Source organism: Microbulbifer sp. MCCC 1A16149, from assembly GCF_050368945.1.
Taxonomy (GTDB): Bacteria; Pseudomonadota; Gammaproteobacteria; order Pseudomonadales; family Cellvibrionaceae; genus Microbulbifer.
Genome location: NZ_CP185959.1, coordinates 3,548,672 through 3,573,496 on the forward strand (window position 1 = coordinate 3,548,672; position 24,825 = coordinate 3,573,496).

A 24,825-nucleotide genomic window follows, 5' to 3' on the forward strand; every position below is an offset into this window, starting at 1 on the left:
TTATTCCGCGATGATTTTTCCCTGCGCCGTTTTCGGATTGAACTCACCAAAAAACGGATACTCACCGGGCTTTAATGGACCAATAAAAATAATGGCCTTCTGCCCGCCCATAATGACCTTTTCCCGGTTCAGCTCGTAGCTCTCAAACTCCTCCGGTGTGGGATCGCGGTTGTACACAATCAGCTTGATCTTGGTATTGGCCGGCACCACCAGTTCCGAGGGGAGGAACAGGTGGTCGCGAATTTCCAGCTTGATTTCCGGCCGCGCTGCGCCGAGGCTCAGGCTGGCAAACAGGATCAGCAGCAGGAATTTACCCATGCAGGCAACCGGGCATTTAGGCATTTTTTGTTGCTCGCTCTTGCATCGATTCTGATACGGAGTTTTCCCCAACCGGTTTTCCCAGTGGGAAACGAACTTGCACGGAAAGGCCATGACCAAAATGTGAGGTACCCAGCCGGATATCCGCATGATGCAACTGGGCAATATGCTGCACAATCGACAGACCCAACCCGCACCCCTCCACCGCGGTGACATGCCGGTCGCCACCCACTCGGTAAAAGCGTTCGAAGACACGTGCGTACTCCGCCTCCGCAATACCGGGCCCGGAATCCTCTACGCGCAGCTCTACCTCGTCACGCTCGCTCAGAACATTCACTGTGACTTCAATCTGCCCGCCTTCCGGTGAGTATTTATTGGCATTTCTCAGCAGGTTCTTGAGCAGAATCGACAGTGCAAAACGATCTCCACAGAGGCCGGCCGGCGCGCCGCAGAGTTCCACCTGCTGATCTCTGCAGGCAAAGCCGGCATAGTTCTCGGCAATGACCTCACGTGCTAAAGCGTACAGATCGACCCTTTCAAAACGCGCCGGGTAATGGTCCGGGGTGGTTCGGTACAGATCCAGCATCTGCTCCACCAGATGTGCCATACGCTCCACACTGCCCTGTAATTTTTGTAGCGAGTCGGGCTTTTCAGCAGCGGAGGTTTCCGTTAACTCCCGCTCGAGATTGTGCGCGTGGACCTGGATCGCACTGATCGGTGTGCGCAACTCGTGTGCGGCATCCGCAGAGAAGCGCCGCTCGCGCTCGAAGGATTCCTGCAAGCGCCCCAGCAGTGCATTGGTAGAGGAGACAACCGGCAGTAGCTCCTCCGGCGGGTTATCCAGCGGTAGCGGGTGCAGATCTTCCGCGCGTTTCTCCTGTAGCGCTGCCGCCAACCTGCGCAGGCTGCCCAGGCCCCGCGCCAGAATCAACCAGATAAGCAGGCCGGCCACCGGGATGCCGATCAGGATAGGCGTGACCGACTCCAGGATTACCCTGTCCGCCAGCTGGTAACGCAGATCAACCCGTTCCGCCACCAGTACCCAGCCCGGTAACTGCGGCGCATAGTGGGAGAACACACGCCAGCGGAAACCGGAGAAATTCACTTCCCGGTAGCCCTCGGCAAAGGTACTTACCGGTGTCTCTGGGGCATTGACCGAGCGCATCAACAGGGCCTGAGTCTCGGTCCAAACCTGAAACGCCATGGGGCCGGTGTGCTCTACCACGACCGGGAGTTGTTCCGGCGATTGTTGTGGTGTTGGCATGGTGGAAAGCAACTGCGCCGTGGCTACCATTTGCTGGTCAAACAGCCGTTGCGCCTCCGACATACTGCCGCGATACCCCTGCAGCGCGGCGACAAAGTTGACCAGCACGATGGTCGCCAGCAGCGTGATCAGCAGGAAGAAACGAATCGACCTCACTGCGCAGGACCCACCTTGTAACCGACGCCGCGGATGGTCTGGATAAATTCGGGATAGATTTTTTTGCGCAGGTTGTGGATATGCACATCCACGGTGTTGCTGGCCACTTCCTCCCCCCAGCTGTACAGCTTGTCTTCCAGCTGTTCGCGGCTGAGGATATTGCCGGGCCGTTCCGCCAGGGCCCGCAACAGGGTGAACTCCCGACGCGACAGTTTCACCGCTTCGTCGCCGCGGAATACTTCGTGGCTGGCGAGATTGATACGCACGTCTCCGATGGCGATCTCGGCGCTGAGCCCCACCCCCAGACGCCGTTCCAGCGCGCGCAGGCGAGCAAGCAGCTCATCCACGGCGAAGGGTTTGGTCAGGTAGTCGTCGGCGCCGGCATCCAGACCCTGTACCTTGGAAGCGAGATCATCCCGCGCGGTCAAGATCAATACTGAAGATTTAACCCCATGACTGCGCAACCGGCGCAATACCTCGACCCCGTCGAGATCCGGCAAACCCAGGTCCAGCACAATCACATCGGGCTTTGCCGCGCGCGCCAGGGACACCCCCTCGCCACCAAGGGCAGCGTGATCCACGGCGTAGCCATTGTGGCGCAACGCCGTGGCGATGCCATCGGCCAGGGATTCATCATCTTCGATCAGCAATACCCGCATTGACTGTGCTTATCCCTGTGCAGTGATCGGCCTGAACCTAGTGCATTTTTTGCTGGATTTTTGCCTGCAGGCTTTTGATTTCCCCCAACCGCCCTTCGCTGGCCAGTGGCCGCTGGGGATCGGCGGGCGCTTGCTCCGCACGCTGCAGATATTCGAGTGCCTGCGTGTAACTTTTCTTCTGGAAAAGGTAGTCGGCGTAGAAGTAGTTGGCATCAACGTCTTTGGCGCCAAACTCCAGCCCCTTACGCAGGAAAGCTTCCGCTTTTTTATCATCGCCGAACCCGATTGGCCAGCCGGGTACCTGGTAATACAGGGAGCCGAGGCTGGTATAAGCGGCACCATCGAGCACACTGCCGTCGATGGCAATGGCCTGCTCCAGATCGGATTTCGCCGCCTTTACCGCAGACAACGCTCCGAGACCGCCCTTGGCGCCGGCATACGAGGCACGGATGATGCCGCTCCACACCCACACTGGTGCGCTCTGTGGATAAGTTGCGGTAGCCGCCTGTGCCTGATCAATCAGCTCGGAAAACAGCGCCGCCTGCTGTTTTTCCGGCGTGCGGTATTTGATCTTGGCCCAAGCACTTTGCAGGCTGACAACCCGCTCGTCGGCGGTTTCCGCAGCGGCGGACGCGGTAACAAATACCTGGGCAACCAGTGCCATCAACAGCACCACCAGGTAGCGGGCAAACGGTTGTGCAGGAAGCGATAAACGTTTCACGGTGTATCTCCTTTGAGGTCGGGGAAGTTCTGTTGTGCATATTCGCGGATGACCGGCAGCTTCTTCGCCAGCGCCGAATCCACCACGGCGGGAAACAAGGCGTTGACCTTGATAAACAGGCGCTCCGGCCAGCCGATAAAGCGGCGCTGGCTGGCAGCCCCTTCCAGCAGGCGCAAGCAGGCCTGCGCCACCCGCTCCGGGGAGTCGGATTTGTTGCCGAGGGAGCGATTCAACCCGTTGACCGCATCGGTATTCAACGCGGTATCTACCGCACGCGGTGCCAGGTAATGCACGCGCAAGCCGGTATCACCCAGCTCACGACGCAGGGCCTCGGTGAAGCCGTGCAGACCGGATTTACTCGCGCCGTAAACGCTGAAACCCGGATGGCCGATATGGCCGAAGGCGGAGCCAATGTTGATCACCGCCGCCCGCTTGCTCTCCTGCAGCAGCGGTATCAGGTCGCGGGTCAGCGCCATGGGAGCGAGCAGGTTGGTGCCGAGTATCCGCCCCAGTTCCTCGTCACTGGTATCGGAGAGCAATGCAAACGTGGAAACGCCGGCGTTGTTGATCAGCACATCCACGCCACCCATTTCATCGCGGCAGGTCTGCACCAGGGTGCGGCGGGCGGCGGGGTTGAGCAGGTCGGCTACTAAAATGCGGTGGTCCGCATCCCCAGGCAATGATATGCGCAGCTGTTCAAGACGTTTTGCATCGCGCCCCTGCAACAGCAGGCGGTAGCCCTGCGTGGCGAGCAGGGTGGCGATGGCGCGGCCGATGCCACCACTGGCGCCGGTGACCAGCACCGTCAGTGGCTTGGTTTCGGGCTTGGTTTCGGGCTTGGTTTCAGATGAAGAGTGAGCGCGCATTACGCAGCCTCCAGGGCCATACTCAGGCGGTCCACTTCGCGGAACACATCTCCGTACAGGCGGAAGAACACCCGCGCACTGTGCACGATGGCGGCCTTGTCGGTATCGCTGTCGATGCGGTTCATCAGGCCGCGGAAGAAATCCACGTGGCCGATATCCAGGTCACCGTGGGACAACAGGTAACTGAAGGCTTTATTGGGCAATTCCAGCGAGGTCTGGATCGCACGGGCAGCACTGGTGGCGAGGGCAATACTGGTGCCCTCGAGCACATTCACCATGCCGAAGAAGCTCACCGGGTTACCGCGGGCAATGCTGTCGTAGGCGTAGGCCACCATCAGTTCAGTGGAGAGGTTGGGCCGGCTGTGGCGCACGGCTTCGGCATCGGCGCCACAGGCCGCGATGTCATTGAGGATCCACTCCTGGTGCCCGGTTTCCTCTTCGATATATTCCGCTAGCGCCTCGCGCAACCACTCCTGGTGATCGCCCAGGCGACTGCCGCAGGCCATCATCAGCGGTACAGTGTGCTTCACGTGGTGATAGGCCTCGGTCAGAAACGCCACGTATTCCGGTAATTCAATTTCGCCGCGGGCACCGCGCTGGATCAGCGGCACGTTTAACAGTGACAGGCGGGCGTCTTCGGTCTGCTGTTGCAGTTCGTCATAGAAAGGCATGGGATTCTCCGTACAGCGTTTCAATGGATTCGGCATATTGATTGGCAATGGCATCGCGGCGCGGGCGGCCGTTGGCGGTCAGCAGGCGGTCGGCAAACGTCAGCGGTGCCGGCAGGCGGCTCCAGTTACGTACCTGTGCGTAATCCGGCAGGCGCTGGTTGACCGTGTTGAGCCAGTCGTCGACCTGCGCGTCCGCGACACCGGGATGGGGGAATATCAGCGCACAGCAGTGCGGGCGCGCATCGCCGATAACCACGCACTGCAGTACCTGTTGATCCAGCAGGATTTCACTCTCGATCCACTCCGGCGAGATATTGCGACCGAAGGCGCTGATCAGCAGGTTCTTCTTGCGCCCGGTAATGTGCAGGAAGCCGTCGTTATCGATGGCACCGAGGTCACCTGTTGCCAGCCAGTCGCCATCCATATCGCTCGCCGTTCCATTGACCGTGCCACTGTCGCCCAGGTAGCCCAGGTAACGGGGCCCGCGCACCTGCACTTCGCCATCGCGAATACGGATTTCACAGTGGGGCAACGGACGTCCAGCAGCTCCGGGGCAGTCGGCACCGGGCAGGTTCAACGCCACCACCGATCCGCACTCCGACAGGCCGTAGCCCTCGAATACCGGCAGCCCCAGCGCGCGCGCCTGGAGCAGTAACTTCGCGGAGACCTTGCCCCCGCCCACGGCGATAAAGCGCAGCGACGCCGGTGCACGCCACTGGCCCAGATGGACTTGCGCCACCAGCAGTTTCAGGATCTGGGGCAGCAGGATCAGGCTGTCCGGCTGATACTCGTCAATGCAGCGGCACAGCTGTGCCGCATCCAGCTGGGAACTGCCGTGGAAGCCGAGCTTCGCCAGCGGCGGCGCGATTACCGTCCCCCCCAGCAACCAGCAGGTGTAGGCACCGGCGACGTTCTCCAGCAGAGTGGCCAGGGGCAGCAGACACAGGTGACGCGCACAATCGAGTTCATTCAGGCGCTCGGCCAGTGCGGCGGCGGTGGTGTACTGGGTTTCGTTCGCCAGGCAGACACCGCGGGGGGTGCCTGTGGATCCAGAGGTGAAGGTAATCTTGGCGGTCTCTGCCGGCAGCGCTACCCGCTCGGTTCCCGGGGTCTCAATCAGCGTCAGGCCGGCGAGATCACCCCGTGCCTCACCCACCACAGACAGCGGGGTAAAGCGTTCGCAGTCGTCCGTCAGCAGTGCCTGCATGCCACTGGTGCGAATGGTGTGTTCGAGCTGCTGGGGGGTAAAAAAGCCCGGCAGCGGCACCAGTGTCACACCCGCTTTCTGACAGGCCAGGTCTAACAGCAGCCACTGGGGACCGTTGTCCGCATACAAGCCAAGCACCGCTATGCCCAGTTGTTGCAACGTGCCCGCCAGCGAATCTATCGTCTGCGCCAGCTGTGCATAACTGGTGTTTTCCTCAACACCAATAAGCGCAGCCCTCGTGGGTGAACTCGCGGCGTGCGCGGCGATCTGTTCGATCAATTGCATGGATAAACCTCCCGCAATGCATGCGCCATCTGCTGTGCCGGTGTGGCACAGGCCTGTAACAACTCCCGGATCAACGGATGCGCCAGCAGTGCGTCGCGCTCCTCGGCCACATTGATGGCGGTCACCGCCGGCCGGGTATCGTAGTAACTGCCCCAATCGGCGAGCCGCTCACCCAGGCGATCGCCATCCGCCTGACACAGTACAAACTGGTTGCCGGTGAGCTTGTTCAACAGGCGGTGCACTTCCGGGGTGGCAGTAAAAATGGCCCAGGTCACGTCCGCGGCAGCAAACAGCTCGGCCAGCATGAGAAAAAGCAGGCGACTGCCGCCGCGGGCGGTGGAGACCAGATTGCCGATTTCCACAATGTCGCCCCGTTCGACTTCGCCGCCGGTGGCACTGGCCAGTGCGGCTTCTACTGGCTGATCCAGGTACTGCTCCAGAAACAGCGGTGCGGTATCCGCCCTGCGCAACCCCAGCGCCGACACCAGGCCGCTGTCATTGCACTGTGCCAGCAACAGGGGCATAAAGTGGTAAAGCCGCGCGCCGTAGGTCTCGGCAAAGGTCGCCGCGATATAGGATTCCACCGCGGGTCGATTGCGGTCCCCGGCCGCGCTCAGGAAGAAGCCCGGACAGGCACTTGGCGCGAAAACTCGCGCAGATCCATTACTTTCCCGTTCCATGTTTGGAGAGCTTTCCGCTGCCATGAGACCCACTCTTTGGATTGTCGATGCTGTGAGTCTATGGGGGCCAAATTAAGGCAAACTTAAGCGGGGATAATTTTTGGAGATTTTGCGGGGAGAGACTTTCAGAAGTTATTCGGGGGGCGGAGGAACGCGCTATCCGAAACCTTCGCGACCTGATACTGTCCTAGACTTCACAGTCAGTGGTTTACACTGTCTTATAAGGCGCCAGACGCTGAGCGCGGGAATCAACGGGAGGATTTGCAGATGGGTGGCAGTATCAAAGATTGGCTGATCGCGCTGCTGGTGGTAGCAGCGGTAGTTTTCGGCATTTACTGGTTCGCGTTGCGAGATACCCCGGCACCCGAAGCCCCCGCTCCCGTCACCGAGCCCGCGCCGGAAACACCGAGCGTCGACCTCGACAAGCCAGAGGACGAGCCGGTCATTCCTCCCGCTCCGGAACCCGCCGAGCCAGAAGATCCGCCGCGCCAGCTGCCCGCCCTGAACGACAGTGATGCCGAGGCGCGCAAGGATATCATCAGCCTCTCCTCCGACGGTGCGCTGGCAAACTGGATAGTGCCGGATGAAGTCGTGCGCAAATGGGTCGCGGCGGTGAACACCGCAACCAAGGGCGACCTGATGCACAAGAACCGTCCCTTCAACAACCTGAAGGACAGTCTGGCGGTCAAGGATCTGGAAACCCGCGATGACGGCCAGAAGATCTACGTGCTCTCTCAGGAGAACTACCAGCGCTACGAGCAACCCGTGCGCCTGTTCGCCATGGTCGATACCGATACCGCGGTAAACCTCTACCAGTTCTGGTACCCGCGCCTGAAACAGGCTTACGGCGAACTGGGGCTGAAGAACAAGAACTTCCACGCGGCGGTGCTCGCCGCGATCGATCAGGCACTGGCCGCCCCGGAAGTCGAAGGCCCCATCAAGCTGATCCGCCCCACGGTGTACTACAAGTTTGAGGATGAAAAACTGGAGAAACTGCCCGGGCTGCACAAGTTGATGATTCGCATCGGCCCGGATAATGCGGCGCGGGTAAAGGAAAAGTTGCGCGAGCTGAAAGCCGCACTGCAGAACCTGCCCAGCGAGCAGTAAGCCACACCCACCCAATAAAAAAGCCCCGGTATATCCGGGGCTTTTTTTTGGGGGCAGATTAAATACGGAAACGGGTTTAATCCGGCACACCCAGCAAGACCACGGAGTGCGGTGTGCTCAGTGCAACTTCGCCATTGACCACCTGGGCACTGGCCCCGGAGTAGAAATCCAGCAACGACTGCCCCTCCTCAAATACCCCAGCGACCGGTATTTGCTTGTCGCCGGCAGGTTGAGCCAGTGCGACCACCACCGGGGCAAAATTTTCCAGGCTCCTGGAAAACACCAGCGGCGCCTGCTGGATCACCTGATGTTCACCTGCACCGAGCGCCGCAAACCGCTGGCGGAATTTCAACAGTTTTTGCCAGTGCGTCAGCAGCAGCTGGGTATCGGTATCCGCCATATCCTGCCAGTTCATGAAACTGCGCAACTCGGCATCGTACAGCGCCTGTGCGTCCGTTAGCGGCCGTCCCAGCTCATCACCGTAATATACCTGTACTGCGCCGGGTGCCAGCAGCAACTTTGCGGCAGATTCAAACGCTCGACTGCGGTCCCGGTCAAAGCTGTCCATATCGTCGTGGGAGCTGATGTAACTGAGCACACCGGCGCCCTTGAGGTCACCGGTATTAAGGTCCTGTGCATATTGTGCAAACAGCTCTGCCGACGACTGTTCCGCGTGGTGCACAAATCCCATATTGATCAGGCTGTCGAAACCATACTGGTAAAAGTCCACCTGCTGATCACCAAAGTCATACTGGCGACCGTCACTGTTAGAGAAATCATCGACGCCGAAGCCGTAAACTTCTCCCAGCATGAAGAAGGCTTTGTCGTCGATTTTCTGCAGTGGATTTTGCGCTTTCCAGTCCGCCAATGCGTCTTCGGCTTCCCGCTTCAGCTGCCCCCAGAATTCTGGCTCCACATGCTTGGCGGTGTCCACGCGAAAACCGTCCACGCCGTATTCGCGCACCCAGTCGGTGAGCCATTTCATCAGGAAATAGCGCGGCGCGCGCGGGTAGCCGGTGCGTTCGAAGAATGCATCCAGCTCAGCCACCTCCTCTGCCTGACGTCCCTCGGACTGCCATTTTTCCAGCAGGAATTCGGGAATTTCCACCGACGCGTCACTTTCCGTGCGGATATCCGGCAGGTGATCGGTGAGTGTGCAGGTGACATTGCCGGCGAAACCGGACCAGTCGCACACCGGTGAAGTGCGCACCCACGCACTCGGCCACAGCGGGTCCTGCGCGGTTTCCGGGCCGGTGTGATTGGCGATTACATCGAGCAATACCCGGATGCCCTGCGCGTGCGCGGTATCGATCATCTCCTTCAAATCAGCCTCACTGCCCAGGTTGGCATCTACCGCGGTCCAGTCCTTTGGCCAGTAGCCGTGATAGGCATAGGTGCGACCGGAGCTTTCCAGATAACCGTGCACATTTTCCATAATCGGTGACATCCAGATAGCGTCGATGCCAAGATCGGAAAAATAACCTTCGTTCAGTTTATCAATGACCCCGCGCAGATCTCCGCCGAGAAAACCGCGCAGGGGGGCACCGTCGGCCTGGCGACCATAGGCCAGGTCGTTGCTGCTGTCGCCGTTATTGAATCGATCCGTGAGCAGGAAGTAGATACTCGCATTGGCCCAATACGGATCGATGGAAATTTCTGGCAGGGGCTCCGGTTCGGGTGCTGGTTGTGGTGTTGGCTGCGGTGTTGGCACCGGTGCAGGCGTTGCACCACCTCCACCGCCTCCGCACCCCGTGAGAGCCACCAACGTCAACAACCCGGTCAACGCATACCGCTTTACCGTCATACTTCCCCCGCTCTTCTCCGTGTGAATTTCTTGATGATTTTTTCTCGAGTTGTGCTTTCGCCGGGTCAAACCACCCCGCCACTCCAGTGGCTTTCCGGCAGGCTGTTCACCCCCAGATAGCGGGCAACATCACCGAACAGTTGATGAGTACCAAAAATACGCTGGCCATTGTTGACGCCATCCCCACAGTTGATGATCCGCCCCATCTGCAGCGCGCCGCCGGCGCCACCGGCGAGGGTGACAGCGCCAGCGGCACCACCGTGCTTGGAGCCATCCCCCACCTCACTGAACATCATCACCAGGGTGTCATCCAGCAGGCCTTTGTCCTCAAGTTGCTGCAGAGTGTAGGCGAGCAGCGAGTGATACCAGCGCACCTGGGCGGTGTGCGGCACATCGCCCGGGCGATGCGAAGCACTGTGGCTGGCAAATTCGTTGTACCAGCGAGTGGTAGCACCCAGCGGGCCGCTTTCACTGGTGCTCTGGATACCCTGGTTGATCGCGTCCTGGGCCATCTGCCAGCACTCGTCGTAGGAGTAATTCACCAGGTTGCCGTTCTCGTCGCCCTTGGAAAGTTGCAGGGTGGCGACCCGGTGCAGGCCACAGGAAAAGGCGCCCACAATATTGTCCACCTGGGCCCGCGCCAGGTGCGGGAACATCTGCCATTCAGTGGGCGTGAGCTGACTGCTGGATGCGTAATACGGATCGCTCATCACATTGGTATTGAAGGTGCACTGGCCCACCTGATTGCTGGCGAGGTCCCGCAGGCGCTTGAGGGCATTTTCGTGCAGGGTCAGCTTGTCCCTGCGCGCGGCATCCAGTGTGGCGTTGGCAAGGCTGTCGAAGTCGTTCAGTACGGCTTCGTAATACGCCTGCTTTTCCCCGTTACTGTCACTACCCCCGCCCTGAATACCCACCGCCAGCTTCTGCGCCGCATCCGCGGGGTCGTTATTGGGAATCGGCCGAGTTTCACTGTCGTAGCCGCGCGGTTTGGAAATCATGATGTCCGAGCGGCTGCCGGTACGCACACCGAGACTCAGCACACCCTCACTGCCCAGCTGTTCTGCAATCAGATGATCAATACTGGCGCTCTCGCGGCTGATCTGGTTGTTGCCGGTGAGGATGCCGCGCATATCGTTGTAGTGGGCCCCGGCCCCGGCACCGATGTCCAGGGTCAGGTTCTGCAAAACGATCATGCGGTTGTGCCATGGCGCGAGTGGCCCGAGGCCGAAACTCAGCTCCTGGCTGCCGCTGATGGCACCCGCGCCCTGTTGCGGCAACCAGTTGTAGGGCACCACACCGTTGGGGTAATAGAGAAAGAGTACCCGCTGGGCGCTGCCGCCCTGTGCCAGCACTTTTTGCCCCAGCATGCTGCTGGCCAAAGGCAACAGCACACCCGCCTGCGCCATGCGCTGGAGAAATTTCCTGCGCGACTGGCTGGTGGATTCCTTGATGGTGGGGAGACGGAATTGATTGAACAGTTTCATTTTTATTCTCCTGTTTCAGCGACGCAGGGTGAATGCGTCGGACAACACCAGGCTGCGCAGCATGGCCTGCATGCCGCCGCCATTGCGCAGGTCTTCACTCACCGTATGAATGATCAGGTCATCACTGGCACCCTCCTCTCGCCCTACCACATAGCGGTAGAACTGGCGGGCGAAGCAGGCCTCCCCCTGATCACTGCCGGCAATCAGGCTGGCCAGTTCCGCTACCGAGTAGAAGTCATAACTGGGGCTGGTGGGGTCGAGTACCGTGGCCGGGGTGTACAGGCTCTTGATGCTGCCGCTGTCATCAATCGCCTGCTCTTCACCGGTGCCAATAGTTTCGATGGTTCGGAAGAGCGCATCGCTGCCGAAACCTTCGAAGCCAAAGCCGACACCATCGATAAACTGGTGACAGGCGGCGCAGGCAGGATCGGAAGTGTGACGTGCGGTCGCTTCCCGGTTGCTGTCGGTCTCTTCAAATACCACGTTGAAGTCGGCTGCCGCGGGGGGCGGAAACTCCTGGCACATGAGCACTTCGCGCACGTAGACACCGCGCTTGATGGGTGCCGGGTTGGCGGTACTGGTGCGTGACGCGAGGAAGCTGCCGTGCCCGAGCAGGCCGGTACCTGTGCGCGGATCCCCCACGGGAAAACTGCGCATCATCCAGCCGCTGCCCGCACTGGTATCGAGGCCGTAATGTGCCGCCAGTACTTCGTCCGCCCAGGTGGCATTGCCGCTGAGGAGCGTGCTGTAGGCTGCATCGTTGCGAATATTTTCCAGCACGAAACCGACGGTTTCTTCCTTGAATGCGGCGATCAGGTCGGGGCTGCTGATGGCGGGGAACGGATACTGGTTGTTGATCAGCCATCCGCTGATAAACCGGCGCAGGCCCCGCTCAGACCTGGAGTCCGCCAGCAGTCGATCCACCTGCGCTGCCACATCGAAGTTTTCTTCGGTGGCCGCCAGCAGCAGCGTATCGTCCGGTGTGGTTCCCCAGAAGGTGTAAGACAGCAGGGTAGCCACTTCGTAGTTGTCCAGACGATAAAGCCCGGTTTCCGCATCCAGCTGGCCCAGCTCGGAGCGATACATGAAATGCGGAGACATCAGCATGGCCTGCAGCAGTAACCGGCCATCATCCTCGCTGCTATAGAGCGGTGTGTAGTTGGCGATTTCAGCAGCGGTCAGCGGACGACGGAACAGGCGGAAGCCAAGTGTGTCCACCACGCAATTTACATCGCCACAGCCACTGGCGAGATTCAGGAAACCCGTCTGGCCAATAGCGAGGTCCGCAACCTGCTCTGCCACCAGCTCGAAACCGAGGGTGCGATCGTTGCCGGCGGTGAGGAAAGAGGCGGTATCGAAATTGCGGAATCGACCATCCGCCGGTACCGGGCCCATCAGCGAGGCATCGAAGTCGATGGCAAAAATATCCCGCACACTGTTGAGATACTCGTCCCGTGTCAGCAGACGCAGATTGCGCTGGTCCAGGTTGCTGCCATCGCAACTGCTGTCACCACAGGAGCCGTTGCCCCAGGCCTCATCCACGATCAGGCGCGCCGTTTCATAGGCACAGGCCCCGGGCTGATCGCCGACGCAACTGGCCGCCGCATCCATCGGCATAAAGTCTTCGATATATTGCGTGAGCTGCACCAACTGCCAGTTGCTACCGGACCCCGCGAGCGCCTGCGCCACACCGCCCTGCCCCTGGTCGCCGTGACAACTGGCACAGTGCGCCGCATAGAAATTCTGCCCGGCCTCGTAGGCATTGTTGCTGCTGGGGAACAGGGCAACCAGGGACAGGTCGTGCTGGGGAATCAGCAATTGCACCTGCGGTTGCGACGGGTCGCCGACGATATAGGGCGCTGCGTCGCCGCTCCAGCTGGCGAACTCGGTGCCCAGTGGCGGGGTATCGGCAGTGACGGTAATAACCCTGCCAATCGCGTAGTCACGGCCACCATCGGCGGTGGTACCGCCGATCACCGACAGGCGCGAAGTATCGCCGCCCACCGGCCCCTCCGCCTCCCAGGGTTCCCAGGTCCCGCCTGTCAGACTCGAGGATTCGGCAATATTGCGCTGGTCGCCGGTCTGCTGGCCGTTGCCGTTGTTGAACACAAGGTTAATCTGACCGTTGTGAAGGTCTTCCTCCGCAATCGTATGACTCCACCAGCCTTCGGCATCCGGCCCCATCATCAGCAGCCCGGGCCACTGGGTAATCGCCTGATCCTGACCATCGACGGTCACCCACAGGTGGACAAACACCTGGGCCCAATCGTCCGGGTTGTCATAGCGCACCGATATTCCGCTGCTCGCCTCGGTGAGCGCGACCGTTGCAGAAAACTCGCCGGCTTCCGCGCGCACAGTGACATCACCGCCGCCGGTGCGCGTCACCAGGCCACTTTCGTCGACAGTGGCCGGGCCGCTCTCCACGGACCAGGTAACCTGTCCGAACAGATTCTGGCGCGTACCATCGGCACGCACACCGTAGGCCGCTAACTGACGGGTGCTATCCAGCGGCAATCCCTGCGGTGCAATAGCGATATCCGTTATCCCGGTGTCTACCGTGGTCACCGAAATTGTCAGCGACTTGCCAAACCCGTTTTGCTGTACCGTTACCGTGGCGCTGCCGGTGTCGCCGGCACGCAGGGTAAACGCACCGCTAGCGACGGACTCGATGGACACCACCGAGCTATTGCTGGAAGTCACACTGGGGGTACCGGCAACAGCCGTGGTAAAACCGTTATCAAACTCGGCCTGCACGGTAACGCTGAGAAGATCACCGCTGTTGAGGCGGTCGCTACCAGCCTGCAGAGCGATTCCGGTTTGCTGTGCCGCCGTCGCATCAATCCAGCTTCTGAACAGGGCCTCCGCCACCGGGTTGGTGTAACGGGTCCCCTTGGGCATGCGGTTGTTATCGGTGGTCTGATAGATATAAATCAGACTGCTGGCGTGATCGAATGGCCGCAGGCGGGCTGTGCTGCCGGTGGCCTCCACTTCCAGCAGGCGCGTATCCGCCAGCGGTGTGTCGTAACGCAGGTCCATAAAACTACTGGCGTGACAGTGAGAGCAATTGGTATCCAGGTAGGTGCGTGCGCGCTCGTTCAAATCAGCGGAAGTATCATCCGCAGCGACAAACTGCGCGTGATTTTGCGCACTGCCAATATCTTCGCTAAACAGGCCGATCGTATTGAATACGTCCAACTGGTTGGCAGCGCTTTCCGGAGACTCCCCGTACTGGAAAGTCCGGTTGAACTGTCGCGTATGTACCGCCAGGGGCTCGCGACTGCCACTTCCTATGTGGCAGGATCCGCAGTCGGCGGCTGACTGCACGGCCCGCTGACGGCTTTCAATGCCGCCATCCATCACTGTGAGTGTTTCATTCACCAGGTCAGCGTCGGTACCCGCGCTGTTCCAGTAATAATTCGCCGCTTGCCACTTGCCGGTATCCTGGCGGAACAGCACGGATGTGGTAAACGGTTGTTCGGGGTTTTCTGCTGTGGCAATACTCTGGTGTTTCACCAGTACCGTCCCCACCGGCAGATTCCAGTTATCAATATCGGTAAAATTGATCTGGCTGTCGTTGGGCAAAGAAATGAAGTGACGCACACTGGCGCCATCAAACCAGCCTTTGGTATTCAGGCTGTACTCCAAAACGCCCGAGACCGGTACCAGGTTTTCAAGATCGGCAAACAGACCGGTTTCAGATAATTTTGCAGGAATTACCGCGGTTTCCGCGTCGTCATCCACCACCTTGTAGATTGTGGATTGCCCGCCGTACTCCACGCCGTAGGTGGAGACCAGCAGTGTTTCGCCACTGAGATCGGTGCCGAAAGAGGCGATATTTTCCGGGAAGGTATCACTGATCAGGGTTTTGGCTTCGCCATCCACAATCGACCAGATACGCTTGGTAACGTAATCGCCAAAGATGAAGTTGCCGGTAAGTCCCGGAAGCGAACCGCCCCGATAGACCACGCCGCCAATAATCGAGAAGCCGGTGGGATGAGCGTAACCATCGCGCGGGGGTTCAAAATCCGTGCTGCAGTTTTTCGCCGGGTCTCCCCCCAGATCCCCGCGATTGGTGGTGCCTTCACACACCGGCCAACCGTAATTTTTTCCTTTTTCGATCAGGTTGACCTCTTCAAACCCGGCCTGACCGACTTCGGTCTCCCACAGGGTATAGGGGGCTTCGCCATCGAAGCTCCAGCGCCAGGGGTTGCGGTGGCCATAGGACCAGATTTCCTCACGGAAACCGGGTACGCCCACAAAGGGGTTATCTGCGGGGATCGCGTAATACTTCCCGTCTACCGGCTGCGCCAGTGGCTGGATACGCACAAAAGTACCCAGCAGGTTATCGGTTTCCTGCGCGCCATTATTGGTGCGCGGATCTTCCGGATAAGACATGGTGGCGCTGTGCCCGTAGGCACCGTCACCGATACTCAGGTACAGGTAATTGTCTTCCGGGTGAAACTGCATCATGCCGCCCTTGTGGTCCGGGCCGCGTTGGGGAATACGCAGCAGCTCCGCTCTGGAGCCGGCAATTACCTGCACCGGATTGTTCGGGTTATCCACCGTCCAGCGCTCGAGGATGGCATCGCCGTAGCTGCCGTCCGGTGCGCGCTCGTTGTCGTCGGTACCGTGGATGTAATAGATATAGATATAACCGTTGCTGGCGAAGTCCGGGTCAAAGGCCATGCTGAGCAGGCCCTGCTCATGATAGTTACGCACTTCGGCGTTGATGTTGAGCAGGGTCTGCACCTCTCCCGGAGCGACATCTTCACGATTCGGGAAAGTAAAAATAGAACCGGTTTTATCAACTACATACAGCAGGTCATTCAGCCCATCCGGCACCACCATCACCGGCGACATAAACATGCCCTGCAGGTTGGGGTAGGCGATTTCAAACCGGTAGTTACCACCGGACACATTGCCGGAGATGGGAAAGTTCAGCGGCTGCGCCAACAGCGGTCGCTCGCTGGGAGGCTGGTCCGGGTTTGCGTCGAGTCCACAACTCAGTGCAGGCTGCCACTGGCCATCGAGATAGCAGGGATCGCCACTGAAAAGCAGGTCTGGAGTCTGGGCCGCACCGTTATCATTGAAAATGACATTCAGCGAATCCGGCATGGCGCCATCAAGATGCCCGACAAAGTCATAGCAGTAGAAGCCACCGCTCTGGGTCATTGGCCGCCCGGGCCACCCGGGTAGATCGTTAAAGCCGGCAGCCGGCTGCGGGCCCCAGAAATAGATATGGGGATCGGCATAATTCTGCGCATTGTCGAAACAGACCTGGTTACTCGACTCGGCCGGAGGATCGACAATTTCCGTCACCGAAATGTCTTTACTGACGTCGTCGAAAACAATCCGGTAGCGCCCGTTTTGCATCAGGAAGTCATTCGCCGGGTAGGCTTCATTCCAATCCTGGAAGTGGCTGATCTTGAAGCGCGGGTTGGCATCATCGAACGTCTGTTCCGTCACCCAGGCACCGGCCTCCGCATCGTAGGTCATCGCCGTTGTTCCCCAATCGTTTGGGGTACCGCGAAACCAGGCTTCGGACCAGCTTTGAGCAAATGCCGTAACTGGCAGGCAGAGTACCAGCAGCAGGAAAGCGCGCAGGCATACGTAGGTAGCGGAGACCTTGTCTCCGACCACTTGGGGGGCAGATATCATCGCTATGCTCCGGTCGTTATTTTTATCCGGACGACTGTCATGTCAGTTCAACATTCAGTCTTTATTTTTTTCAACTGAATACATCGCAGCTGTGTTGTGCGCAGGAACCGCATAAGCGCAGCGCCGAGTAAGGCGCATATTCAAATTACTCTGATTGCAAAGGATTGCCTCACCCTCCCCGGGGGAGGAGTTGGCAAACCCGCCAATGAGAGTTTGTAAAAGTGAGGTACCGCACAAAAGTGACAGGCAAAAAAAACCGGTATCACGCGTCAGCGGATACCGGTAAATCTTTCGACGAGAAAGAGATGGGGTCACACGCGGCCAAAAAAGGCCGGACAAACAAAGACGTCAATACAGCCGTCAATTCCAAGTCATCCCACTGCACGAGGCAAGATCCGGTAGCAAACGCTCTGGAACTTACCGCTGCGGAGTGATGATAAAATTCGCGGCCCGGTCAGTTACCGGGCGCTCAATGCCTGGGTGGCGGGGCTACCCAAAAGTAGAGTATCGAACTCTGTATCAAATTTCAGAGTGCCATTTTCTACCCGGGCTTCAATACCAGAGTAATAATCTTTCACCAGGGTGCCCTCGGCGAAGACGCCGGCAGCAGACAGGGACTTCTCCCCTTTTGGCATATCCAGTGCCACCATTACCCGATCATCTTCCAGCGTGCGGCTGAATACATAGGGCGCTTCACTGAGACGCTTGTGCACACCGGCGCCGACCGCCAGATGAGACTGTCGGAACTGACCCAGTTTCTGCCAGAGAGCGAGTATCTCGCGGGTTTCGTTTTTTTCAAGATCCCCCCAGTTCATAGGGCTACGCAGCTGGGCATCGCCCTGGGCACCGGGCGCCGTCAGCGGCCGGGCCAGCTCATCGCCGTAGTAGATCTGTGCGGCGCCGGGCGCCAGCATCAACTTGAATGCCGCTTCGCGGGGACGCTGGCGCTCGCGGTCGAAGGAATTCATATCGTCGTGAGAGGTCAGGTAATTGAGCACACCCACACCCTCCATTGCCCCGCCGTTCAACATTTTTGAGTAGCGGGAAAAGATCGACTCCATATCTTCGTGATCGGCGCGCGCAGCGATATCGAAATTGATCAGGCTGTCGAAGCCGTAGTCAAAGAAGTCCACCTGGCGGTCGCCGAAATCGAAATCACGTCCGCTGGTAATCCCATAGCCATAGACCTCTCCGACCATATAAAAGTCGCGATTGTCGAGCTTTCTATCCGGGTTGCGTTGTTTCCAATCTGCGAGGGCAAGGCTTGCCTCCTTCTTGAGCACTGCCCAGACTTCCGGCTCCACATGCTTGACCGTATCCACGCGAAAGCCGTCAACACCGTACTCACGCACCCAGTCGGTCAGCCATTTCACCATGTAATATTTGGGCGCGCGCGGGTAACCGGTGCGCTCAAAGAATGCGTCCAGCTCGGCCTGCTCCTGTTGCAGGCGTCCCTCCTCCGCCCACTTGCTCACCAGCTGCGGCGGCAGATCAACCGGCGCTTCGCTTTCGGTGCGGATGTCCGGCAGGTTATCAACCAGCATGCAGCTGACGGTACCGGCAAAGCCAGACCAGTCGCACACAGAATCGGCGCGGTTCCACTCCGCTGGCCACAGCGGATCCTTGCCGGTCACCGGACCAGTATGGTTCGCAACCACATCCAGCAGTACGCGGAGGCCGCGGCTGTGCGCCGTATCAATCAGTTCCGCCAGTAGCGCCTCATTGCCAAAGTTGTGGTCAACGGTGGTCCAATCTCTGGGCCAGTAGCCGTGATAGGCGTAAGTGCGCCCGGTGCCCTCATCCGTGGCACCGTGAATCTGCTCGTAGACCGGGGACATCCACAGGGCGTCAACACCCAGCGCGTCGAAGTAGCCCTCATTCAACTTGTCGATAACGCCTTGCAGGTCGCCGCCGTGAAAACCGCGCAGGTGGCCCGTATCGGCTTCGCGTCCGTAGGCCAGATCGTTGTCCGGGTCACCGTTGGCAAAGCGGTCGGGGAGCATGAAATAAACGGTGGCATTGTTCCAGAATGGGTCCGCCCCGGTCGGTGCCGCGACCTTCTCGTCAGCCTCGGCCTGGACCGGGGACTCAGCTGCGGTGACTGGCGTTGCCGGATCCGAAGCGGATCCGTCGTTACAGGCAGCCAATGCCAGGCTGGCAGCTGCGATAAAGGCACTCAGGCCGGATGTTTTTCTCATTATCTTCTCTCCGCCGTTATCGAACGGTAATCACTGCAATCTACTGTACGCACCACAGCCATATTTTCATCATCCCGCCCCGGGGCGTAGATGAAAAAAGCAGCGGCCGGTGATAGGCTTGACTCCCCAGTCTTAGGGCCGCCCCAAAGCCATTTTTGGCACCAATTACAGAGGCGGGAACTGCGCCAGATCAACCTGTTGCGCGGTGATACCAGAGAGAATTCAGGGAACCGTTTCCCAATTAAAAAGGAGTGACCATGCAGGATAAACCCGTCGTATTCGTTGTCGTCGACCCCAATGACGACCGCCACGTAGCCCTCGAGCGTGCACTGACCACCGCCCGCGAGCGCAACCCCCAGCCCAAGCTTGCCGTATTCGTTGCCGTGGATGGGGAAGCGGTAGATACCCGGGCCGTCAACGACCACCTGTTCCGCGACGAGTTCTGGTTCCGCGACCAGATCCGCACCCCGATCGAAGAGGCCGGCGTTGAATTCGAGATCTCCGTGTGCTGGTCCAGCGACTGGCAGGGAGCCATCATCCAGGAAGCCAAGCGCTGCAACGCTGAAATGATCTACCTGCCGGTGCACGCCAGAACCAGCAGCCGCCGCTTCACCTTTGCCGAGTCCAAGTGGCAGGTACTGAAACAGGCCAAGTGCCCGGTGGTACTGATTCGCCCCGGCGCCAAGGATCGCCGCAAAGTGGTACTGGCGACCGTCAACTACCAGGCCCAGACCAACCAACAGCGTCAGCTGAACCGACAGATCACCGAGCGCGCCAGCTACATTGCCAGCGTATACGGCGCCGAGCTGCACCTGGTCAACGCCTTCCTCGATTCCATGCGCTACCCGGACCGCGGCGCCCTGGCCAAGCTGGCAGACAAAACCGGCGTACCCACCGACCGCATCCACGTGAAGCAGGGCTACACCAACGAGGTAGTAGCCGAGATTGCCAAGGAAATCGATGCAGATGTGGTGGTGATGGGCACCCTGAACCAGTACGGGGAAACCGGCTCACTGCTGCGCGGCAATACTGCCGAGCGGGTGATCGGTTCGGTGGATACCGATGTGATGGTGTGTAACGCGTTTACCACTACCACACACTGAACTCGCCTGAGCGAAAAGAAAAGCCGCCGCTAATTCCGGCGGCTTTTTTTATCTTTTCTTCCGGCTCCTCTCAGCCCCGGCCCAGAAACGCTTCGTGCGACGGCAGCGGGCGCACGGTACCCGTCACCAGGGTGCGCAGGCTCTCAAGCAGCGAGTTCACCTGTTCTTCGGACAAGCCATCCGCAAGTGCATGGTAATCCTCGGGTACAATTTCCTGCCCGATCATTACCTGCAACCAGGCCACCTCGGTAAACAGGTCCTCGTAATCCCGAAATAGCTTTCCGGTGCTGCGGAACAGCTCGATTTTTTCATTCAGGCTGTCAGGCACCGCCATGTTCTCACAGGCCCGCCAGAATTCGCTGTCGCGACGCTGGTTCGCTTTGTAGTGGAGAATGATGAAGTCGCGAATACGCTCCATCTCCACCCGCGACTGACGATTGAACTCCGCCACTTCCACCTCGCGAATACCATGATGGGGAAAGCACTTGATCAGTCGGGTGGCCGCAGACTGTACCAGGTGAATCGACGTGCTCTCCAGTGGTTCCAGGAATCCACTTGCCAATCCCAGGCTGACCACATTGTGTTTCCACTGTTCGCAGCGATGGCCGGTTTTGAACGGGATGATTCGGGCTTCCGCCAGCGCCTCACCGGGCAGGTTGGCAAACAGCAGGTCGCGGGCCTGCTCATCGCTCCAGTGCGCACTGGAATACACCATGCCGTTACCGGTGCGGTGCTGTAGGGGAATCTGCCACTGCCAGCCGGCACTGTGGGCGATTGACCGCGTATAGGGAACAAGTTGCTCGGCGGACTGACTGGGTACCGCCATTGCGCGATCGCAGGGAAGCCATTTGTCCCAGCGCTCGTACTCACTACCCACGACCTTATCGATCAGCAGCCCCACAAACCCGGAGCAGTCTACAAACAGGTCTCCCTCTACCGACTGTCCGTCTTCCAGCAACAGGCTTTCTACATGCCCGGTGTTTCCGCTTTGGCGCACATCGCAGACCTTGCCTTCGATGCGCTGTACACCGCGCTGCTCACTGAACTTCCGCAGGTATTGCGCGTACAGTCCAGCATCAAAATGATAGGCATAGGCGATGCCGGGAAGGTTGGTATTGGGGATATTGGCCAGCGGTGCAAAGCGGTTACTTTTTGCAGCCTGATAATTGAGTGAATAATCCCACAGGCTGGACGTATCACCACTGGCGCGGGCACGCAGCCAGTAGTGGTGGAAATCGCAGAACGGAAAATTCTTGCCGATATTGCCGAAGGCATGCATGTAACTACTGCCCGGCCGCGACCAGTTCTCAAACTGGATTCCGAGCTTGATGGTGCCCCGGGTCGCCTTGAGAAAATCCTGCTCATCAATGCCCAGGGCGCGATTGAAATTCTGGATTGGCGGGATCGTGGCTTCACCAACGCCCACGGTGCCAATCTGGTCCGACTCCACCAGGGTAATGTCGACCGTCTCGCGCATACTGCGAACCATCAGGGCGGCTGTCATCCAGCCCGCCGTGCCACCGCCAAGAATAACTAGCTTCTTTATTTTTTTATTGTTCACAAATCTTCCCCGCAGAGGGCTTCTCTCAAATAATTTCTCGCTTTCCCTGCAATTACTTCCTGAAAACAAAAAAGGCCCCTGCAACCGGAATCACAGGGGCCCTGATGACAACTCAGTGGTGCTTACAGCTCGTAGCTGAAGCCCAGCAGGTAGGTCTTACCATAGCTCTGGTAATCGCGAACCTGAAGTTCATTGTCACCGCTCAGTGTGGTAAACGGCTCGTCGGTCAGGTTGATGCCCTGCAGGTAAACGGACAGGCCTTCCAGACCACCGATACCAGACTCGCCAAAGTCGTAACCCAGTTGCGCGTCGACGATGGTTTCACCCAGCACGTCTACCTGTACGGTATCGAAGCCCAGGCCATATACGTCGCCCTTGAAGTCAGAACGCTTGCGCACACTGGTACGGGCAGAGAAACCATGGTTATCGTAGTAGAAGGTCATGTTCTGGATGCTGTCAGACAGGCCCGGCAGCTCGTACTCGTTACCATTGATGTCTTCGATATCAGAGCTAACGCCAGTGTGGCTTGCCAGCAGGCCGAAACCGTCGAGGCTCTCGCTGAACATGTTGAACGGCAGAGACACAGACAACTCGTAACCCTGCAAGGTACCGCCACCGCCATTGACCTTACTGTAGCGGGTCGCGTCGGAGGAAACACCGTCCGGAATCAGGGTGGAATCGAGAGACAACACTTCGGACACATCAACTTCGTAGTTGTCGTCGAAGTGCCAGGAATCGAGGTCTTTCCAGAAAACTGCTACGGAGAAGTAACCTTCGTCGCTGAAGTAATTCTCGTAGGACAGGTCAACGCCAATCGCTTCTTTCGGCTCCAGGTAGGGGTTACCACCGGAGATTTTGAAATTGTTGCCGTTGTCATCCTGAGTCGCGGAGTACTCGAAGTTTACGGAAGAGTTCATCTCATCCATGCGAGCACGGGAGATGGTCTTGGCCGCACCGAAGCGCAGAGTCTGCTGCTCGTCGATTTCCAGAGACAGGTTCAGGCTTGGCAGCAGGTGACCGTAGTCGTGCTTCACGTTGGAGGCTTCTGCAACGACCAGGTTGTTTTCGACCTTACCGGTGTAACCTTTGGAGGTCACTTCGGTGTATACGTAGCGCAGACCAGCATTACCGGACAGCGGCAGACCTGCCACCTGAGTTTCGAAGTCCGCCTGCGCAAAGGCCGCAGTAACGGCTTCGCTGATGTCGTAAGACTTGGTCAGGTGCTTGATATCAGTCAGGGATTCGTCGGTCAGCTCGTAATAGCCGTCACGCAGCATGCCAGCCGCGTCGTAGGCAATCATCTCGCCCATGCCGATGAAGTCCAGGGAAACGGTGCCCAGACGGTATTCTTCCGGCACGATCAGGGTGCTGTTTTCGGTAGTACCGTCGAAGTTCGCCAGGGTCATGTAGTAACCCTGAGAGCGCTTCACCTTCTGGCGGTCGCGGTAGGAAACACCGTAGGAAATTTCGTTGACGATACCCGCTTCAACAATCTGGGTAGCAGCCAGCTTCAGGGAGGTCAGCTCGTCATCGATTTCCGGCGCATTCAGGAAGCCGTCCTGCGCTGCATTCTCGTAGGGAGTGCCTGCGAGGTTGTATTTGTCGTTCAGCGCCTGGCTCCAGCCCCAAGTCAGCGGGCCGCCCAGCTGAATCAGGTCATAGTCGCTGTAGTCCAGACCATGCTCGAACTGTGCACCGGTGTTTCCGCCATTGAAGGTGTATGTCAGGTCATCCGCAACACCTTCGCTGTCGCCACGGCCAGTACCGGAGTAGCTCTCGAAGCTCCAGATATCGCGCTCAACCTTGGAGTGGCTGGCATCGAACTCCAGCTGGAAATCTTCGGTGAAGTCGTACTTGGTATTGAAACCGAAGGACTTCATTTCCGCGGAGCGGCTCTCCATGTCGTTGCGCACAACAACGCGCTGACCTTCGGTGGTACCGCTGGTTACGAAACCGGTTGCTTCGTCAATTTCATTTGCAGTGATGCTGCCCTGGCCCCAGGCAACGGGGAGCTCGATACCGCGCAGGATCTTCTCGTCGGTGAAGTCTACGTAGAGAGCATCGAAGGTAGTGTGCAGTTTGTCATTCGGCTGCAGCTCGACTACCAGCATGGCGCTGTCGCGCTCAAGCAGGGAGGAGCGAACAAACGGCTTGGCGCCGCCCAGTACGGAGTAATCTTCCAGACCCGGGGTATCGTTGCGGTAGCCCCAGGAGTTCCAGCGCTCTTCCTGGTTCGGAGAGCTCATGGTGTTGTAGGCGAAAGCCACACCAACGGTATCATCCGCAAACTGGTCAATGTAGGAGAAGGTGCCGCGATGGCCTTTGTCTTCACCATCCGGATTCAGCTTGTCAAAGCTGGTCGCTTCCAGCTGACCGTTGAACTGCACAACACGCTCGCCACGCTCCAGCGGCTTGACGGTCTGCATGTCGATCACGCCGGCAATGCCTTCGGCTTCCAGGTTGGCAGTCGGGGTTTTGTAGACGGTTACACCGCTCATGATCTCGGAGGGGTAGAGATCGAATTCCACACCGCGGTTGTCGGAGATGGAAACCTGCTCACGACCATTGAAGGTGGTGGCACTTTCATTTTCACCGAAGCCGCGAATGGTTACTCGGCTGGCACGGCCGTCCAGACGCTGGGTAGCCAGGCCCGGCAGACGGGAGATGGCTTCAGCGATGGAGGAGTCGGGCAGCTTGCCGATGTCTTCGGCAGAGATAGCTTCGACTACGGCCTTGGCATCGCGCTTGGTACCGATAGAGTCCATAACACTCTTACGGAAACCGGTCACGGTGAGCTCTTCCAGTGTAGAGCTGCTTTCTTCTTGGGCCTCTTGGGCAAAAGCAACACCGGATACGACGGACGCGGCAATAGCTGCGGACAGCAGTGCCGGCCGAAAACGTTTGTTGGTCAGACTCATCATCTTCTCCCTTGGACTTATCGTTATGGTGAGTAGTGCCATCCTAGGCATACCCGAAGTCCTTATCCTCCACCCCCAGGGGGGGAGGAGAGGGGAGAATGTGCGGCCGACAGAGGAGGAGCCGGCGCCTGTTCACCATGGGGCGGGATTATAACCGCTGAACAA

The 24,825-nt window shown here is 58.9% G+C and carries 16 protein-coding genes; 2 read left to right on the forward strand and 14 right to left on the reverse strand.

The window, feature by feature from the left end; all coding sequences use genetic code 11:
- The 8 genes from ACONT6_RS14795 to ACONT6_RS14830 are packed head-to-tail and all read right to left on the reverse strand — an operon-like array spanning position 1 to position 6,851.
- Positions 1–318 carry a cupredoxin domain-containing protein gene (locus tag ACONT6_RS14795; protein WP_428819207.1) on the reverse strand — a complete coding sequence of 106 codons (318 nt, stop codon included), beginning with the start codon at positions 316–318 and terminating at the stop codon, positions 1–3.
- A gap of 16 nt (positions 319–334) precedes the next feature.
- Complete coding sequence (locus tag ACONT6_RS14800; RefSeq protein ID WP_428819208.1) at positions 335–1,738, reverse strand: ATP-binding protein; 1,404 nt, start codon at positions 1,736–1,738, stop codon at positions 335–337.
- Entirely contained in the window at positions 1,735–2,397 is a 663-nt protein-coding gene (locus tag ACONT6_RS14805; protein ID WP_428819209.1) for a response regulator transcription factor, read from the reverse strand. Before ACONT6_RS14805 ends, ACONT6_RS14800 begins: the two co-directional genes overlap by 4 nt.
- Positions 2,398–2,434: 37 nt before the next feature.
- Positions 2,435–3,118, reverse strand: a complete 684-nt coding sequence (locus ACONT6_RS14810; RefSeq protein WP_428819210.1) for a tetratricopeptide repeat protein — start codon at positions 3,116–3,118, stop codon at positions 2,435–2,437.
- A complete protein-coding gene (locus ACONT6_RS14815) occupies positions 3,115–3,984 on the reverse strand; it encodes an SDR family oxidoreductase (RefSeq protein WP_428819211.1) in 870 nt (289 codons plus the stop codon). Before ACONT6_RS14815 ends, ACONT6_RS14810 begins: the two co-directional genes overlap by 4 nt.
- A complete protein-coding gene (locus ACONT6_RS14820; protein WP_428819212.1) occupies positions 3,984–4,655 on the reverse strand; it encodes a TenA family transcriptional regulator in 672 nt (223 codons plus the stop codon). Before ACONT6_RS14820 ends, ACONT6_RS14815 begins: the two co-directional genes overlap by 1 nt.
- Positions 4,642–6,147 carry an AMP-binding protein gene (locus ACONT6_RS14825; RefSeq protein WP_428819213.1) on the reverse strand — a complete coding sequence of 502 codons (1,506 nt, stop codon included), beginning with the start codon at positions 6,145–6,147 and terminating at the stop codon, positions 4,642–4,644. The genes ACONT6_RS14820 and ACONT6_RS14825 overlap by 14 nt, the downstream gene beginning before the upstream one ends.
- Positions 6,138–6,851 carry a thermostable hemolysin gene (locus tag ACONT6_RS14830; protein WP_428819214.1) on the reverse strand — a complete coding sequence of 238 codons (714 nt, stop codon included), beginning with the start codon at positions 6,849–6,851 and terminating at the stop codon, positions 6,138–6,140. Before ACONT6_RS14830 ends, ACONT6_RS14825 begins: the two co-directional genes overlap by 10 nt.
- Before the next feature lie 243 nt (positions 6,852–7,094).
- Between ACONT6_RS14830 and ACONT6_RS14835 the strand changes: the two genes are divergently transcribed.
- The gene (locus ACONT6_RS14835; protein ID WP_428819215.1) at positions 7,095–7,934 is read left to right on the forward strand and encodes a DUF3014 domain-containing protein; all 840 of its coding nucleotides are present in this window, start codon (positions 7,095–7,097) and stop codon (positions 7,932–7,934) included.
- A 76-nt stretch (positions 7,935–8,010) separates the two neighbouring features.
- Here the strand turns inward: ACONT6_RS14835 and ACONT6_RS14840 are convergent, their stop codons facing one another.
- The 4 genes from ACONT6_RS14840 to ACONT6_RS14855 form a co-directional block, all read right to left on the reverse strand.
- Positions 8,011–9,738, reverse strand: a complete 1,728-nt coding sequence (locus ACONT6_RS14840; RefSeq protein ID WP_428819216.1) for an alpha-amylase family glycosyl hydrolase — start codon at positions 9,736–9,738, stop codon at positions 8,011–8,013.
- Between the two features lie 65 nt (positions 9,739–9,803).
- Positions 9,804–11,222 (reverse strand): DUF1552 domain-containing protein, encoded by a 1,419-nt coding sequence (locus ACONT6_RS14845; protein ID WP_428819217.1) that lies wholly within the window; start codon positions 11,220–11,222, stop codon positions 9,804–9,806.
- A gap of 15 nt (positions 11,223–11,237) precedes the next feature.
- Positions 11,238–16,880: a PQQ-dependent sugar dehydrogenase gene (locus ACONT6_RS14850; protein WP_428819218.1), complete on the reverse strand. Its 5,643-nt coding sequence runs from the start codon at positions 16,878–16,880 to the stop codon at positions 11,238–11,240.
- Between the two features lie 458 nt (positions 16,881–17,338).
- A complete protein-coding gene (locus ACONT6_RS14855) occupies positions 17,339–19,078 on the reverse strand; it encodes an alpha-amylase family glycosyl hydrolase (RefSeq protein WP_428819219.1) in 1,740 nt (579 codons plus the stop codon).
- A gap of 257 nt (positions 19,079–19,335) precedes the next feature.
- Here ACONT6_RS14855 and ACONT6_RS14860 point away from each other — a divergent pair, with 257 nt between their 5' ends.
- Complete coding sequence (locus ACONT6_RS14860) at positions 19,336–20,181, forward strand: universal stress protein (protein WP_428819220.1); 846 nt, start codon at positions 19,336–19,338, stop codon at positions 20,179–20,181.
- A 70-nt stretch (positions 20,182–20,251) separates the two neighbouring features.
- Here the strand turns inward: ACONT6_RS14860 and ACONT6_RS14865 are convergent, their stop codons facing one another.
- Both ACONT6_RS14865 and ACONT6_RS14870 read right to left on the reverse strand, forming a co-directional pair.
- Complete coding sequence (locus ACONT6_RS14865; protein WP_428819221.1) at positions 20,252–21,742, reverse strand: tryptophan halogenase family protein; 1,491 nt, start codon at positions 21,740–21,742, stop codon at positions 20,252–20,254.
- A 122-nt stretch (positions 21,743–21,864) separates the two neighbouring features.
- The gene (locus ACONT6_RS14870) at positions 21,865–24,660 is read right to left on the reverse strand and encodes a TonB-dependent receptor (protein ID WP_428819222.1); all 2,796 of its coding nucleotides are present in this window, start codon (positions 24,658–24,660) and stop codon (positions 21,865–21,867) included.
- Positions 24,661–24,825: the final 165 nt, after the last annotated feature.